The organism is Prevotella ihumii, assembly GCF_900155655.1.
In the GTDB taxonomy this organism is placed as follows: Bacteria; Bacteroidota; Bacteroidia; order Bacteroidales; family Bacteroidaceae; genus Prevotella; species Prevotella ihumii.
The window spans coordinates 832,736-845,422 of sequence record NZ_LT706987.1; the positions used below are offsets into that span (position 1 = coordinate 832,736).

General features: G+C 40.5%; 13 protein-coding genes, 1 tRNA gene and 1 pseudogene. 7 read left to right on the forward strand and 8 right to left on the reverse strand.

The window, feature by feature from the left end:
- Positions 1-286 precede the first annotated feature (286 nt).
- Both CZ367_RS03955 and CZ367_RS03960 read right to left on the reverse strand, forming a co-directional pair.
- Positions 287-2,035 carry an LTA synthase family protein gene (locus tag CZ367_RS03955; protein ID WP_077195719.1) on the reverse strand — a complete coding sequence of 583 codons (1,749 nt, stop codon included), beginning with the start codon at positions 2,033-2,035 and terminating at the stop codon, positions 287-289.
- A gap of 34 nt (positions 2,036-2,069) precedes the next feature.
- Positions 2,070-2,603, reverse strand: a complete 534-nt coding sequence (locus CZ367_RS03960) for a transposase (protein WP_237581534.1) — start codon at positions 2,601-2,603, stop codon at positions 2,070-2,072.
- On the opposite strand from CZ367_RS03960, the gene CZ367_RS03965 reads away from it, so the two are divergent.
- Both CZ367_RS03965 and eno read left to right on the forward strand, forming a co-directional pair.
- The gene (locus CZ367_RS03965) at positions 2,569-3,129 is read left to right on the forward strand and encodes an IS66 family transposase (RefSeq protein ID WP_077195721.1); all 561 of its coding nucleotides are present in this window, start codon (positions 2,569-2,571) and stop codon (positions 3,127-3,129) included. The genes CZ367_RS03960 and CZ367_RS03965 overlap by 35 nt on opposite strands.
- Before the next feature lie 327 nt (positions 3,130-3,456).
- Positions 3,457-3,960 (forward strand): annotated as a pseudogene (eno, locus tag CZ367_RS03970) (phosphopyruvate hydratase); the annotation flags it as partial.
- Here the strand turns inward: eno and CZ367_RS03975 are convergent.
- The 5 genes from CZ367_RS03975 to CZ367_RS03995 form a co-directional block, all read right to left on the reverse strand.
- Positions 3,947-4,834, reverse strand: coding sequence for a transposase (locus CZ367_RS03975; RefSeq protein ID WP_262500716.1), 888 nt, complete (start codon positions 4,832-4,834; stop codon positions 3,947-3,949). The pseudogene eno and the gene CZ367_RS03975 sit on opposite strands and share 14 nt — an antisense overlap.
- 265 nt (positions 4,835-5,099) lie before the next feature.
- Positions 5,100-5,173 (reverse strand) — tRNA-Arg (locus CZ367_RS03980).
- A gap of 112 nt (positions 5,174-5,285) precedes the next feature.
- The gene (locus CZ367_RS03985) at positions 5,286-5,921 is read right to left on the reverse strand and encodes a trimeric intracellular cation channel family protein (RefSeq protein ID WP_077195722.1); all 636 of its coding nucleotides are present in this window, start codon (positions 5,919-5,921) and stop codon (positions 5,286-5,288) included.
- A gap of 23 nt (positions 5,922-5,944) precedes the next feature.
- Positions 5,945-6,901: a D-2-hydroxyacid dehydrogenase gene (locus CZ367_RS03990; protein WP_077195723.1), complete on the reverse strand. Its 957-nt coding sequence runs from the start codon at positions 6,899-6,901 to the stop codon at positions 5,945-5,947.
- Positions 6,902-6,907: 6 nt separating this feature from the next.
- Positions 6,908-8,179, reverse strand: coding sequence for a replication-associated recombination protein A (locus CZ367_RS03995; RefSeq protein ID WP_077195724.1), 1,272 nt, complete (start codon positions 8,177-8,179; stop codon positions 6,908-6,910).
- Between the two features lie 196 nt (positions 8,180-8,375).
- On the opposite strand from CZ367_RS03995, the gene CZ367_RS04000 reads away from it, so the two are divergent.
- Positions 8,376-9,191: a hypothetical protein gene (locus CZ367_RS04000; RefSeq protein ID WP_077195725.1), complete on the forward strand. Its 816-nt coding sequence runs from the start codon at positions 8,376-8,378 to the stop codon at positions 9,189-9,191.
- 780 nt (positions 9,192-9,971) lie between these two features.
- Here the strand turns inward: CZ367_RS04000 and CZ367_RS04010 are convergent.
- Positions 9,972-10,136, reverse strand: coding sequence for a hypothetical protein (locus tag CZ367_RS04010; RefSeq protein ID WP_202613109.1), 165 nt, complete (start codon positions 10,134-10,136; stop codon positions 9,972-9,974).
- A 111-nt stretch (positions 10,137-10,247) separates the two neighbouring features.
- On the opposite strand from CZ367_RS04010, the gene rpsF reads away from it, so the two are divergent.
- From rpsF to CZ367_RS04030, 4 genes are all read left to right on the forward strand, one after another.
- Positions 10,248-10,592: a 30S ribosomal protein S6 gene (gene rpsF, locus CZ367_RS04015; RefSeq protein ID WP_077195728.1), complete on the forward strand. Its 345-nt coding sequence runs from the start codon at positions 10,248-10,250 to the stop codon at positions 10,590-10,592.
- Between the two features lie 2 nt (positions 10,593-10,594).
- Complete coding sequence (rpsR, locus tag CZ367_RS04020) at positions 10,595-10,864, forward strand: 30S ribosomal protein S18 (protein ID WP_077197354.1); 270 nt, start codon at positions 10,595-10,597, stop codon at positions 10,862-10,864.
- Positions 10,865-10,882: 18 nt separating this feature from the next.
- Entirely contained in the window at positions 10,883-11,404 is a 522-nt protein-coding gene (gene rplI, locus CZ367_RS04025) for a 50S ribosomal protein L9 (protein WP_077195729.1), read from the forward strand.
- A 140-nt stretch (positions 11,405-11,544) separates the two neighbouring features.
- Positions 11,545-12,618, forward strand: a complete 1,074-nt coding sequence (locus CZ367_RS04030; protein ID WP_077195730.1) for an AAA family ATPase — start codon at positions 11,545-11,547, stop codon at positions 12,616-12,618.
- Positions 12,619-12,687 lie beyond the last annotated feature (69 nt).

Genomic DNA, 12,687 nt, shown 5'->3' on the forward strand with positions numbered 1-12,687 from the left:
CATAAATTTTCAGTGTGTTTTGAGGGTTTCAGGTTTGCTAAGTACTTAATAATCAGCCGTAGCGTTTTCTGAATACGGACTAAATCTGATTTGTCGGACACCAGCATATCAATTTTTTTTTGTTACTTTGCACCTATGCACGCAAATGTACAGACACGTTTTAATCCGGCAACTGGTGAAAAGGCTCTTTATTATAGACTAAAAGAGTCATATATTACCAGCCTTAACAATATAAATACCAGCAGGTAAATTGTTTAAATCAACAATATCTCGCGAAAGAGGACATTCATTTCAACAAATCATATTTCAAAATTGTATTTGAAATATCAAATGCTTGTATTGCATGCTGTATTTGAGGTTCAGAAATCGTTTTGTCTGACTTTTCAACATTCAGTTTTGAGCCAACAGCAACAGGGCGTTTTGTTGTGTCTAAAATACTCTGTCCCAAACCTTTCCATGGATAATTATCGAGCTTTAAAAGTTGTAATAATGTTGGATATTGGTCGATTTGTCCCATTACTTTTTCGTATCGTAGGCTCATAGGTGCATTGATGACAATGAAAGGGGTATATTCGTGATTTGAAACGATATTTTTAGCTTTCGGAGAACTACAAATTTCTTGTCTGTCAGCAGCCAATCCTTCGTGGTCGCCAACGATAACTATCATTGTTTTATCAAAATCTTTTCTTGTTTTTAAATAGGTTATGAACTTTCCTAACGCATCGTCTGTATAATTTGCAGTAAGCATATAATCGCCCATTTTGTTCGGATAAGTTTCTTTTAGCTTCATCTTCTGCATCGTTTCAGGGAGTTTAAAAGGTGAATGCCCCGAATAAGTAACCATCTGAATGACTGCATTTTCTCCATTTTTCCATATTTCGCCATGCTTCATCTTCTCTATTACTTGTTCGACAAAGGCACCATCAGCCAAATTTTTCTGTGGTCCCATAGTTTCGGTTGGCTTCCAATCTTTTTTAAAATACATCTTATCAAAGCCAAATTGCTGTCCTATTATCTTTTGATTCCATATGATAGGTTTGTCCACGGTGAGCAAATAGGCTTTCGTTGGCCTTTGTTCTTTCATGGCTTTAATAAGGGTTTTAAAATGATTGGTGGGGTATTTAAACGCATAACTTCCGTTTTGAATCGGCAATAATCCCGCATCTAACATTAATTGGGCGTCAATAGAACGTCCTCCCCTTACCTGAGTTAAAACATAGGGAGCATAAATTGTATTCTTTTCTCTTAGCAATTGATTCAAATTTGGGGTGATTTCTTTTCCTTCAATACTCTTTTCGATACACCAACTTTCCAAAGATTCACAGTAGATAATGATTAAATTACGTCGCTCGGCAATGGTTTTACCCAATGGTTTGTATTGAGGTTGCGCCTTAAACCAAGCCTCAACCATTTGCTTTTTCTCGTCCGTGTATGCCTCATTTTCATATATTATGTCGTAAAGTATGCACCCAAAAACAGTATAAACAGGACCAACACAAGTATAAGAGTTGGGAGTTTGAAGTTTTTCTATTGCTTTTTCAAAGCCACCTCGACATAGAATAATGATTGCAGACAATGCAAATGCCAAGCCTGTTGCATAAGCATATTGTCGCAAACTATGGTCAAATTTGTTTTTCTTTTTCCATAATAATATTGAAAAAAAGAGAGTTTCGAGCGGTAAAATAACATCATACCAACGCATTTGGTCGATAACACTCTCTGAAAAATCCTTCAAATTGCCAATTCTAAAGTAAGAATCAAATGGAATTATCGTATTGTAAGTGCGATTATACATAAGGTTGGCAATTAAAATGCAATCCAACAAAAGCATCAAAGCAACATGTATTTTCTTATTTTTCGTCAGAACTATTGGTAAAGAAAAGAGGAAAGCAAACGCAATTGTATTGATATAAAGGTCTGGAATAGAGAATAAGGTAAATGTAGTTTGCAATGCCCAAAGCAAATCAAACAGCAAAAATTTGACAAATAGAGAAATAAAAAATACTTTATTGTCGATTAGAAAATTCTTTTTCATTTTATATTCAGATTAATTAGGGTCTGCTGAATTATTATCTTTTCACATACAGAGGGTAGCAGACGTAGACCCTCATAGTGACGATAATGATGAAAAATCGCCAGATTTCGGTCAGGGGAAGACAAAGTTCCTTCAGGAACTTCATCACGTTTTTAACGAAGTAGCACATTCCCGTCCAGCATCGTGCTGTATCTGGAAGCTTGGCTCTTATGTCATTGGCTCGATAGATTCTCTTGCCAGTACCGAATGAGCATTCGATTTCATTGCGCTCCCCGATGGCTTTGGCCATTCTGGATTTCATCTCATCTGAAGGAGGATCCTTCGGCGGTCGCCCTAACGGTTTGCAGTATGAATGGATTTCAAAATCCTCAAGTATATCTCGGTTTGCCCTGTTCAGGTAAATCTTATCCGCAAGGATGGTGGCCGGAAGATAGCCGAAGCGTTCTTTGAAAAGTTGAATCTGTAGCAAGAAGTCCTTGCTCTCGTTGTAGGCATCCCAGCTGTGGTGGTCGATGAACGTATAGCCCTCGACTATGCTTGCACCTATCTTGGCCCCGAACTCNACCACGCTCGTGACGGACAGGCACAGTACCTATTTCAGGCTGAACGTCAAAGGACATCAGGTATGCATTGCGCATCTATTGAGGAACATACAATATCTCACAGACCTGGATAAGAACCAGACATGGTCAACGAGACTTACGGAGTTGTTGCAGGATGCGATTCACCTAAGGAAAAGCAAGACGATGGAGAAAGTCAAAAAGGCTGCAGCCGGTTTCTACGAAAGGCTCGACAGACTGCTTGAAGAAAGCACCAATCACTTACACAAGGACTTCAACGCCTTGAAAAAAGGACTCTACAAATGCCATGACTACATCTTCACCTTCCTCACCGATAAGCGAGTTCCATATGACAACAATGCCAGTGAGAGAGGCGTGAGGAACATAAAAGTCAAGCAGAAAGTAAGTGGTTGCTTCAGAACAGACGCTGGTGCTGACATCTACATGAAACTGCATTCGGTGACTGACACCGCCAAGAAAAACGGCAATTCCAAATTTGACGTACTGCTCGCCCTTGCTAATTTGCAAGGGTAAAGGCAGCATACCTATTTCTATAGGGGTACTGAGTAGTTACAAAATAAGCTCGCAAATCTCAAAGAAGTCTAACGACCGATTTGGGCTTAATTTGATTTAGATTAGTATTGCGTGTTATTTTGTGTGAAATGTTTGTTTCTCTCGTTTCTTTTTTATAATTTTGAAGTCGAAAACGAATAAGGTCTTTATTTTAGAAGTAAAACTTTAGCAAAAAAAGATAGGATAACATAAAGTTACCATCTAAAAAAAGAGTTTTTCTCCTAATTATGATCGCTGTCAATGATAGAAAAAACGTTATACAGTTAAAAATAAAATTAAGGTAAAATTATGAAGATTGAAAAAGTACACGCTCGTGAGATAATCGACTCACGCGGTAATCCAACAGTTGAGGTTGAAGTAGTTCTTGAGAACGGTGTAATGGGTCGTGCAAGCGTACCATCAGGTGCATCTACAGGTGAGAACGAAGCACTCGAACTTCGCGATGGCGACAAGGGTCGTTTCGGTGGCAAGGGCGTTTTGAAGGCAGTAGAAAATGTTAACAACATCATTGCTCCTGCACTCAAGGGTTGGAACGTTACAGAGCAACGTGCTATCGACTATAAGATGTTGGAGCTCGATGGTACTCCTACAAAGAGCAAACTCGGTGCTAACGCTATCCTCGGTGTGTCTTTGGCAGTAGCTCAGACAGCAGCTAAGGCTTTGAATATGCCTCTCTACCGCTACATCGGTGGTGCTAACGCATACACATTGCCTGTTCCTATGATGAACATCATCAACGGTGGTGCTCACTCTGATGCTCCTATCGCATTCCAAGAATTTATGATCCGCCCTNTGCAGTCAAGGTGCGTTTCTCATATAGGAATAGGCTCTCGTAGTACATCTTGTTCTTTGCAAGCAAGTCCATTAAGATGCGGATGTCCTTGCGCAAGTAGTTGAGCATCACCCCGATAGTATCACGCACCATCTTGCCTTTCTTCTTGGCTTTCTTGACAAGCTGAAGGTATGCCTGACGTGCATGCTTGTAGTTCGTTCGTGGCTTGTGCAGCTCAAACATATCGCACACCTTTATAATATAATCGGTAACCTTGCGGCAACCATCATGTATTATATCAACGTCAACAGGATAACGCATCTCTGCATCGGCGCAGGTAGCATCAATCTTCAGCACTCCCTTGTGCTCGCGACCTTTTGAGTCGGTGAAGGAAGCGGCATTCGGATCCTCTGGTTCTATAGTCGGCGGGTCCTCATCATTCTTCTTCGCCTCTTCTTCCTCACGCTTGCGTTTCTCTACAAGAAGACGCCTCTGCTTGTCGAGAAGCTTGACTGTCATCTTGTTTAGTTCTTCCTCAGAGATTCGCTTGCGTATCGTGACGAACAGGCTTGGGTCGAATATAGGCTTGTCGGTGAATTCATGCAATCCACAAAAGTACTGTATGTAGGGACTCTCTCTGATAATCTCGATGGTCTCGACATCACTTAGGTTTAGTTTGTGCTTGATAACCATTGCGCCGAGAATCATGCGTGCCGGCTTGTTCCCTGCACCTTTCTTCTGATTGCCCAACCTTGAGTTGTATTCCTTCTCAAGTTCTGTCCATGGAAGAAGGTCACCGAGAGTCACCCATCGGTTTGTCTTGTCCAACTCATCAATGGATGAGCGGAGCAAACCGAGGTCAAGTTGCTTGTATTTTGGAGCGTAAAACTTCATCTTGCTATGGATTTAACTATATAAAGGTACGATTTTCTATTTAAATAAACGAAGAAATAAAGTTATATAAACTTAAATATCAGAGAGTTATAAATTATTCAGTAAACACTAATTAGTAGACCCTACTTATGAATTTATGTGCATAAGGGGAGAGGGGGGGGTGCAACTGGGCTTTACGACTGCCCCCCCCCTTATTCCTACTGAGTTATGAAATTCTATCAATGAGTATAATAAAAAAGAGTTTAGATTTCTCTAAACTCTTTTGTGATTCCGGCGGGATTCAAACCCACAACCTTCTGATCCGTAGTCAGATGCTCTATTCAGTTGAGCTACGGAACCAAATCCGTTGGTTGCAATTTTAAACGTTTTGTGTTGTTTCTCAATTGCGAGTGCAAAGGTATAGGTTTTTCTTGTAACTACCAAATTTTTCTGCAACTTTTTTTTGATTTTTTTATCGTTCATCGTGCAACGTGGGCAAGCTTAAGTGGTAATACACTGCTAAAAAGCGAATTACGCAGATAAATAAAAATGTTGCTATGACAACAAAAGGTAAGCTAAAACTAATCGAATAGAGTAACCAATAAAGCAATCCGCCTGCAACACTTGCCATCGCATAAATCTCTTTATGGAAAATTACAGGCACGTTGTTGAGTAAAACATCACGAATTACTCCACCTGCCACACCTGTGATGCAGCCCAAAACAATTGCCATCCAAAAAGGATGCCCTAATTCTACGGTTTTTTGCAAACCTGCAATAGTGAAGGCTGCTAATCCTAATGTATCGAATACAAACCACGCATTGTCGAGCTTTTTCATCATTTTGCGTGAGGCGATAGTAAGGAGTAGGGCTAATCCTGTAAAGAGTAGATAGCTTATATCGGTTGTCCAAAATGGTGGAACACCGAGAATAAGGTCTCGGATTGTTCCACCACCTATAGCTACGGCAATTCCACACACATATCCACCAAACCAGTCGAAATGTTTAGCTGCTGCGTGTCGTATGCCTGAAACTGCGAATGCAAGTGTACCTGCAACCTCTACTACTTGTTGCACGATATGCACAAGTTGGGGGTCGTTATATATCATCCTGAAATATTAATTATGTGTTTTTATTTATTTACTACGTTTTGCGGCTCTCCGTCGATAAATGCTTTGATGTTTTCGGCACAAATATTCATCAATCGTTGACGTGCTTCCACTGTAGCCCAAGCAATGTGTGGTGTAATATACGCATTTGGTTGCTTGAATAGTGGATTGTCTTTCTTAGGTGGCTCATCGGTAAGCACATCAGCACAATAAGCCTTTAGATGACTTGTTTCGAGTGCTTTTGCTACAGCTTCCTCATTGATAAGTGCACCACGACCTGTATTAATAAGAATTGTACCAGGGCGCATTTTTTCTAAAGCCTCTGCATTTATCATTTCGAAAGTATTGTCAGTTAATGGACAATGCAACGAAATAACATCAGCTGTATTATAAAGACCGTCCAACGTAGTCTTTCGTATCCATTCAGGCAAGTCGCTGCTATTTTTGCTTGTATATGCTGAGATGTCCATTCCCATTGTGTGTGCAATCTTTGCCACCTTGATGCCAATGTTGCCCAAGCCCACAATTCCTAAGGTTTTGCCAGCAATTTCCATCAATGGTTTGTCCCAATAACAGAATGCACGCTTGCTACTCCATACGCCCTTGCGTGTATCTGCGGCATAGTGGTCAACGTATGAAGCCACATTTAGTAAGTGCGCAAACACAAACTGCGCCACGCTATCTGTGCTGTATGCAGGAATATTTGTCACCACCACGCCGTGTTCTTTGGCTGCCACGAGGTCTATGTTGTTATAACCCGTTGCCAACTCGCCAATATATTTTAATTTAGGAAGCTGCTCTATAACTTCTCTTGTCATATTTATTTTATTGACAAGTACCATTTCAGCGTCCTTTGCTCTTTCAATGATTTCATCATCGTTTGAATAATCATAACAAACGAATTCTCCTAATGCTTCTACGCCTTCCCAAGAAATATCTCCAGGGTTGGCTGCATAACCATCTAAATCTACAATTTTCATATCTCGTTATTTTTTAAATCTTTTGCCCCAACATTGCACCATCCATTGATAGTGTCGTTCTTCCTGTGGAGAATGTTGAGCGTGCCAAAATCGCTTTTCTTTCAGTTCATCAGGCAAATATTGTTGTTCTGTAAAATGTGCAGGGAAATCGTGAGGGTACTTGTAACCGTCGTTATATCCCAGTGATGCCATAAGTTTTGTGGGTGCATTGCGTAAGTGAAGGGGGACAGGTTGGTTGCCACTTTGCTTTACTTCTGCCAATGCAGCATCTATTCCCAAATATGCAGAATTGCTTTTAGGCGATACCGCTAAGTAGACAGCAGCTTCTGCCAATGCTATTCGTGCTTCAGGCCACCCAATCTTCATCACTGTGTCGAAAGCTGCATTAGCCAACAAAAGCGCATTGGGATTGGCCAATCCTATATCTTCAGCAGCACTGATAACCAAGCGGCGAGCAATGAATTGTGGGTCTTCGCCTCCCTCTATCATTCGTGCCATCCAATAAAGTGTTGCATCGGGGTCGCTACCACGTATCGATTTGATGAAAGCCGAAATAATATCGTAGTGCATTTCGCCATCTTTATCGTATGCCAAAGGGTTCTGCTGCAGTCGTTCTTCTACGGCCTTATTGGTTATCTCTATCTGTCCTTCGCCTACCGCTTCAATTATCAATTCTAAGATATTGAGTAGTTTGCGTGCATCACCGCCGCTAAAGTGCATTAATGCTTCGGTTTCGGTAAGGGTGATATTCTTCTCTTTCAAATATACATCGTGCGTTATAGCGTGCTGTATAAGTGCTTGCAATTCTTCTTTTTCCAAGCTCTTCAGTACATACACTTGACAACGCGAGAGCAACGGGCGTATTACTTCGAACGAAGGATTTTCGGTTGTTGCTCCGATAAGCGTTACAATGCCTTTCTCTACTGCACCTAAGAGCGAGTCCTGCTGTGACTTAGAAAAACGATGTATTTCGTCAATGAATAGGATAGGGGAGGCTGAATTGAAAAATCGTCCACTTTTAGCTCGTTCTATCACATCTCTCACATCTTTTACACCACTCGTTACAGCCGACAGGGTATAGAAAGGTGTTTCCAATTTGTTAGCAATAATTTGTGCTAAAGTGGTTTTGCCCACCCCTGGAGGTCCCCACAAGATGAACGATGATATACGCCCAGCATCTATCATATTTCTCAACACAGCACCTTTGCCAACCAAATGACTTTGGCCGACATACTCGTCTAATGTGTGAGGGCGCATACGCTCTGCTAATGGTTCCATTGCTCCTAATTAATAATGTATATTGCAAAGATAATAAAACTATTTGATTTTTACAATCTATTGATATGTTTTTTGGGCGCATAGCTTTTTTTCAGAAAAAATGTTTGGAGGATTAATTTTAAGTATATACTTTTGCAACTCTATCCGATGGATAAACTTGTATAAACTAAAAGATAAAAAGGTTTTAAATTAATATATGAAGCGACAAGGACAGGCATTATCATTGAAAAATCTGACAAAAGCAAACGTTTGGGATTTACAAGAGAATGATATATTTCGATTGTGGAAACAAGCTGAACGCGATGCTGACTTGAAAGACAATGAAAATCACTATTTGGATGTTATCAAGAGTGCTTTCACTATTGAGGAAGTAAAATTGGATAGACCAGAGGTTATTCGTAAGTACGAAGACAGAGGCTGTCAGGTAGGACAAGTTCGTCTTGATGATAACACGATTGTAAAGTGGGCGCTAAAGAAACGGTCTATCATCAGAATAACCGACCTGACTAAAGATAACATTCATCACGTTTCAGCTCGCAAGATAGTAGAAGTTTTGGAGCGTAACTTTGGCGGAGGTTGGGAAAGCTTGCCACAAGCTGTGCAAAACATCATATCGTTAGCATTTGAAGTAACAACAACTACCTTGCCTACAGAACGATTGAAGAAGAAAGGTGGATTGTACGATAAAAAAGTAGAAGAAGGCTACGAAGTGCTTGAAATAGCTAAGGGAGCGTGGACAGAAGCCATCTTTGTAAAAGAAAAATACAATCAGGCAATTGAGGTTGAAGATGATGAGGACGAAGTTCTTGATGTACTTCCTGCCCAAAAACTTGCATTGGGTGATGATGAGGACGAAGACGACCTCCCAGAAATGGACGATGAAGAGTCGGATATGGACGAGGACGACTTTGACGAGGCTAAAATGGTAGAAGAAAGCTATCGTACCACAATTGATAGCATACCTGAAGACTTGGATATACAGTCGGTTGATATTTCAGACGACGACTTCTAAAAATTATTTTTTTGGTATTTCAACTTGTAAAATATAAGTAGGAGTTATCCAAAAATACGAAATATAAGCCATATTTACCTTGCAAACAGAGGGGAGTATGGCTTTTTTGATTATTATTGTTACAAGTCAGTTTGGGTGTTTTTTGTATTGATGCAGCCTTACACCTTGCTAAACTCGCTACATCAAGCCCTCTACATCTTATCAACAAAAACATTTGGTTTTAACCCAAATCGGCCATTAGCCCGCAAAGGCTTTTTAAAGCGTTTAGCTGTTATGCTTTTCTTCGTCTTTGCACCTTATTTTGGCTCTTTTCGTTTGTTTTTTCAGTTGTTTAGCTCGCTAAACGTCTTCAAAAACAACCAAAAATAGCTCAAAATAAGCTCGCAAATCTCGAAGAAGTCTAACGGACGATTTGGGTTTAACTCCTAAGCGAGGAACGAGCAATAATTCCTTGTAATTCCTCTTAACTCCTTCTTATTTTCAATATATCCTCATTGATGTTGTAGCAGTAAAGAAAAATTGTTCTATTCTTTACTATGCAGCTATGCGAGAATAAAACATCAAGTGTTTGTTTCCAAAACATATATGTTTGGCATTGCCAAAGTTCAACTTTGACACGGTAAAACATATATCTTTTGGGGACTCAAACATATATGTATTGGAACGTAAGCGTAAGTCTTTTATAATCAGGTGGATACAATCTTGCGTTTTATAGGTTGTCTTGTTTCTCCTATTGGTCTATTCTTCCTCTCCGTTTTTGCAGCCTTTGCCTCTTATCGATTAATAACCTCCACCTCTTATATATAGGATAGTGCCGCCCAAGACGCCGCCCAATCCCGTAAAGAGGAGAATATTGCCGTGTATATGTGCAAAGTGGTGGACAAGAAAAAGAATGATGCCCAACGCCACACTTAAAAGTCCTAAATATTTGATATATCCCTTCATAGCGCACAAAAGTACTAAAAATATTTGGTTAGTTCATATAAAATGACTACTTTTGCACCGCATTTTGCACAAGCAGGTGCATATTATTAATTTAATTATTTTAAAAGTAGTATGAATCAATACGAAACCGTTTTCATTTTGACTCCCGTTTTGTCTGATGAACAGATGAAGGAAGCGGTCGCTAAATTCAAGACTTTGCTCACCGACAACGGCGCTGAAATCTTGAACGAAGAGATTTGGGGTCTCAAGAAATTGGCTTACAACATTCAGAAGAAGTCGTCTGGCTTCTATGCTATGTTGGAGTTCAATGCAGAACCATCAGTTATCAACACTCTCGAAACAGGCTTCCGCCGCGACGAGAAGGTTATTCGTTACATCACTGTTAAGCAAGACAAGTATTCTGCAGCTTATGCTGAGAAACGTCGTGCTAAATGGGCAGCAAAGAAGGAGGCTTAATTATGGCAGAGCAAAAGACAGAAATTCGCTATTTGACCGCACCATCTATCGACACTAAGAAGAAAAAGTATTGTCGTTTCAAGAAGAGCGGTATTAAGTACATCGACTACAAGGATGGAGAGTTCCTCAAGAAGTTCTTGAACGAACAAGGTAAAATCCTTCCACGTCGTATCACTGGAACATCTTTGAAGTATCAGCGTCGTGTGGCACAGGCTGTTAAGCGTGCTCGCCAGATTGCATTGCTTCCATACGTAACCGATTTGATGAAGTAAAAAAAGGAGGCTAAAGATATGGAAATTATACTTAAAGAAGATATTATCGGTCTTGGTTACAAGAACGACATCGTGAACGTAAAGAACGGCTATGGTCGTAACTACCTTATCCCAACAGGCAAGGGTGTTATCGCATCTCCATCTGCTAAGAAGCAGTTGGCAGAAGACCTCCGTCAGCAGGCTGCTAAGATTGCAGCTAAGAAGGCTGAGGCAGAAAAGCGTGCAGCACAGCTTGAAGGCGTAGAACTTGTTATCGCTGCTAAGGTTTCTGCAACTGGCGTAACTTATGGTTCTGTAAACGCTGCTACTGTTGCTGAAGAATTGGCTAAGAAGGGTATTGAGGTTGATCGTAAGATCATCACAATGCGCGACATTAAGAAGGTTGGTACATTTGAAGCTACAATCCACTTCTTCAAGGAAGTTGAAACTAAGCTCCCTGTAACAGTTGTTGCAGAAAACCAGCCAGAGCCTAAGGCAGAAGAAGTAGCTGAAGCTCCTGCAACAGAAGAAGTAGCTACTGAAGAAGCTGCAGCAGAGTAAAAATGTTGTTCTCTCCTAAGAAAGAGAATGATGCTAATTAGAATTTACACTGTAAAGCATAATTAAGACAATAAATCCCAATCATCTATCTTGGTGTTTGGGATTTTTTTATTTCGCACAATACTCACCTTATTATATATATGAAACGAATTGTACTTACGGGTGGTCCTTGCGCAGGCAAGACTACAGCTTTAGTTAAGATTATGGAACATTTCTCCAGTCTTGGCTATAAAGTGTTTATTATCCCCGAAATACCAACACTGTTCCTACAAGCAGGAATGGACTATCTCACAAAGAACAAGGCGTTCTTCTATGAGGGTGAGAAAGCTACGCTCGAAATGCAACTTGCCTTAGAAGACAAGTTCCAGCGTATGGCTGAAACCATTGAGCAGCCTGTGCTTATCGTGTGCGACCGTGGCACAATGGATATTTCGGCTTATATGCAACCACAAATGTGGGATGAAATTACAACTTTGGTAGGTACTAATTCGGAGGCTTTGCGTTCACGCTATGATGCTGTACTCCACCTTGTTAGTGCAGCCGATGGGGCAGAGCAATTCTATACTACGGCTACCAATAAAGAGCGTACAGAGGGGTTGGAATTGGCACGCTTATTGGATAAAAAGATAATTAAAGCGTGGTCTGACCACCCTCGTTTGCGTGTTATCAACAATCATGAGAAGTTTGAAACCAAGTTGGAGCGTGTTTTGCAAGAGATTTCGGACGTATTAGAAATACCACGTCAAGCCGTGGAGGAACGCAAGTACATTGTACGCCTAACAGCTGATATTCCTGAAGCGATAAAGAGCGAAATAACACAAACTTATTTAACATCCGACCCACGTAGCGAAGTGCGTCTTCGTCGTAGAACACTGAATGGCACAACCGTAAATGTGCGTACTGCAAAGAAGACTCTGCCAAGCAATGAGCAAGTAGAAACCGAACGACAGATTGATACCAATCTTTATAAATCATTGCTCCGTCAGTCGGACCCTTATCGCCTTACTATTCGTAAAACTCGCCAAACTTTTATTTGGCAAGGGCAGTTTTTTGAACTTGATACTTACATTTCGCCTTGCAACGGACTTCAAATTCTTGAAACAAAGGGAATTATTGCCCACGAAAATGTAAACTTCCCTCCATTTATCGAGGTAGTGGAAGACATCACAGGAAACACAAAGTATTACAATTACAACTTGGCATTGAAGAAGTAAAATGTAAGCATCCAATATTAGCCGCCTTTCACACCAACAAATAACCCTTATATGTCTGGCAGCATATAA

What these genes read in the sequence shown, in the direction of transcription:
- CZ367_RS03955 (WP_077195719.1), bottom strand. Translation starts at nt 2,035, where the DNA reads ATGAAAAAGAATTTTCTAATCGACAATAAAGTATTTTTTATTTCTCTA.
- CZ367_RS03985 (WP_077195722.1), bottom strand. Translation starts at nt 5,921, where the DNA reads ATGATATATAACGACCCCCAACTTGTGCATATCGTGCAACAAGTAGTA.
- CZ367_RS03990 (WP_077195723.1), bottom strand. Translation starts at nt 6,901, where the DNA reads ATGAAAATTGTAGATTTAGATGGTTATGCAGCCAACCCTGGAGATATT.
- CZ367_RS03995 (WP_077195724.1), bottom strand. Translation starts at nt 8,179, where the DNA reads ATGGAACCATTAGCAGAGCGTATGCGCCCTCACACATTAGACGAGTAT.
- CZ367_RS04000 (WP_077195725.1), top strand. Translation starts at nt 8,376, where the DNA reads ATGAAGCGACAAGGACAGGCATTATCATTGAAAAATCTGACAAAAGCA.
- CZ367_RS04010 (WP_202613109.1), bottom strand. Translation starts at nt 10,136, where the DNA reads ATGAAGGGATATATCAAATATTTAGGACTTTTAAGTGTGGCGTTGGGC.
- rpsF (WP_077195728.1), top strand. Translation starts at nt 10,248, where the DNA reads ATGAATCAATACGAAACCGTTTTCATTTTGACTCCCGTTTTGTCTGAT.
- rpsR (WP_077197354.1), top strand. Translation starts at nt 10,595, where the DNA reads ATGGCAGAGCAAAAGACAGAAATTCGCTATTTGACCGCACCATCTATC.
- rplI (WP_077195729.1), top strand. Translation starts at nt 10,883, where the DNA reads ATGGAAATTATACTTAAAGAAGATATTATCGGTCTTGGTTACAAGAAC.
- CZ367_RS04030 (WP_077195730.1), top strand. Translation starts at nt 11,545, where the DNA reads ATGAAACGAATTGTACTTACGGGTGGTCCTTGCGCAGGCAAGACTACA.